Below are 2,404 nucleotides of genomic sequence, written 5' to 3' on the forward strand. Positions count from 1 at the left end.
GGCCACCAGCTTCTCCTTCGTCGAGAAGTGGTAGAGGACCAGCGCGTTGCTCACCCCGAGCGCCGAGGCCACGTCCGAGATCCGCACGGCGGCCACGCCCCGTGCCTCGATCTGCTCCACGGTGGCCCGCAGCAGCTCCTGCCGCCGCTCCTCCACACTCAACCGCACTCTCGCCACCCCGTCACCCTAATGGGGTCCCGCGGGCGCTCTCGCGCAGGGAGCGTTACTGAACAGCGAGTCAGTACCGGGGGCCGGCTCGCGGGCGGGCCGACGTGGTGTCGCCGGGGCGGACCATAATGGAGGCCTCACCGACTCCACCTGGAGGTACCGTGGCCGGTTCCCGTTCCCTGAGCTCCGGGCTCCGCGCCCTGCGGCCCGCGGCCTTCGGCGCGGACCCCGGCGGTGAGCGCCTGGCACGGATCCGCAGCTCGCCCCATTTCAAGGACGGCGTCTTCCAGAACCCCGGCGGCCCCTCCCGGATCCGTCCCTCCGGTTCGGGCCGCGAGTTCGCGAAGATCTACTTCGACAAGGACGCCCGCACCCGCCGCGTCCCCCAGGGCGGCATCCCGGTCCACGCCACCACCCTCGCCGACATCGCCAGGCCCCCCGCCACCGGGCTGCGGCTGACCTGGGCGGGCCACTCCAGCGTCCTCGCCGAGATCGACGGACAGCGGGTGCTGTTCGACCCCGTCTGGGGCGAACGCTGCTCCCCGTTCGCCTTCGCCGGCCCCCGTCGGCTGCACCCCGTGCCACTTCCGCTGGCGGCGCTCGGCCCGGTCGACGTCGTGGTCATCTCGCACGACCACTACGACCACCTCGACATGCCCACGATCAAGGCACTGGCCGGCACGGACACCCTCTTCGCCGTCCCGCTCGGCGTCGGCGCCCACCTGGAGGCCTGGGGTGTGTCCCCCGGCCGCCTGCGCGAACTGGACTGGCACGAGTCGACCCGGGTCGGCGGTCTCACCCTCACCGCCACCCCGGCCCGCCACTTCTGCGGCCGGGGCCTGCGCAACACCCAGCACACCCTGTGGGCGTCCTGGACCGTCGCCGGTGAGGAGCACCGCATATTCCACAGCGGCGACACCGGGTATTTCGCGGGGTTCCAGGACATCGGCGCCGCGTACGGCCCCTTCGACGCCACGATGATCCAGATCGGGGCGTACAGCGACTTCTGGCCGGACATCCACATGACCCCCGAGGAAGGCGTACGGGCCCACCTCGACCTCCAGGGAGGCGCTCCGGGCGGGGTGCTGCTGCCGATCCACTGGGGCACGTTCAACCTGGCGCCGCACGCCTGGGCCGAGCCGGGGGAGTGGACGAAGGACGCCGCCGAGGCGGCCGGTCAGGCGGTCGCCCTGCCGCGGCCCGGCGAGCCCTTCGAGCCGGCCGGGAAACTGCCGGTGGATCCCTGGTGGCGGGCGGTGTCGCGGCCGATCGACCGCCCGTGGCGAGCGCCGAGGGCGGTCGAGATCACCGTCGCCGAGTCCGGCGCGAGCGATCTGGACCTGGCCGCTCCCGTGTCCGAGGCCCGGCCCGAGGCCGGGTGAGCATCCCGCCCGGAGGACCGGCCCGGCACCGCGACGGCTTCCTCCGCCAAGGCTTCTCTCAGGGAAGCGTTCGCGGGGTCCGTCAGGGAAGTGCTCGGGGGCCCGTCAGGGAAGTGTTCGGAGGGTCCGGCCTCAGTCCGCGGTGAGTGCCTCGTCCGGGAGGCCCAGGTGGCGGTGGAAGGCCGCGCGGCCGTGGTCCGTCAGCCGTACGACGCGCGAGCCCTCGGCGGGGACCAGCCAGGACTGTTCGAGCGCGTGGCGGAAGACGCCCGCGGCCACGGCGCCCGCCAGGTGCAGCCGGCGCTCGGTCCAGTCCAGGCAGGTGCGCACATGCGGTGTCGTCTGCCCAGCGACGCCCAGGTCCGCCAGCCACGCGGTGCCGGACGGGGTGAGGGACGGGCCGAACTCCCAGTCCAGATGGCCCCGTTCGGTCATCGCGTCGGTCAGCGCCACGGACAGGGAGCCGCCGAGGTGGTCGTAGCAGACGCGGGCGAAGGCCATGGTGCGCTGCCGGCGGGCGGCGGCGAGCGAGCGCACCGGGACCGGCCGTCGCGGCGCCCGGGCCGCCAGCGCCTCGATCATCTCGGCGATGCCGGGGTCCGCCAGGCGCAGGTGGCGGTGCCGGCCCGCGCGCTCCTCGGTCAGCAGACCGCCGGCCACCAGACGGTTGAGGTGGCTGGTGGCCGTGGACGGCGCGACGCCCGCCAGCCGTCCGAGTTCCGTCGCCGTCCAGGCGCGGCCGTCGAGCAGCGCGAGGCAGAAGGAGGCGCGGGTCCGGTCGGCCAGCAGGGCCGCCAGGGAGGCGAGGTCCGGCTCGGCGGCGTGGACGCCGGCACGGGGGTCCGGGGTGGCGT

3 protein-coding genes are annotated in these 2,404 nt (G+C 74.4%); 1 reads left to right on the plus strand and 2 read right to left on the minus strand.

Annotation, left to right across the window (positions count from 1 at the left end):
• Nucleotides 1-177, minus strand: a 177-nt coding sequence (locus CCN42_RS40390) for a helix-turn-helix domain-containing protein (protein ID WP_143662252.1), incomplete at its 3' end; no start/stop codon positions are given.
• Between the two features lie 152 nt (nucleotides 178-329).
• On the opposite strand from CCN42_RS40390, the gene CCN42_RS40395 reads away from it, so the two are divergent.
• On the plus strand, nucleotides 330-1,550 hold the full coding sequence (locus CCN42_RS40395) for an MBL fold metallo-hydrolase (protein ID WP_086742053.1): 1,221 nt from the start codon (nucleotides 330-332) through the stop codon (nucleotides 1,548-1,550).
• 132 nt (nucleotides 1,551-1,682) lie between these two features.
• Here the strand turns inward: CCN42_RS40395 and CCN42_RS40400 are convergent, their stop codons facing one another.
• Nucleotides 1,683-2,348 (minus strand): ArsR/SmtB family transcription factor, encoded by a 666-nt coding sequence (locus CCN42_RS40400; protein WP_086742054.1) that lies wholly within the window; start codon nucleotides 2,346-2,348, stop codon nucleotides 1,683-1,685.
• Between the last annotated feature and the right edge of the window lie 56 nt (nucleotides 2,349-2,404).

This window comes from Streptomyces glaucescens, from assembly GCF_002154375.1.
GTDB lineage: Bacteria > Actinomycetota > Actinomycetes > Streptomycetales > Streptomycetaceae > Streptomyces > Streptomyces glaucescens.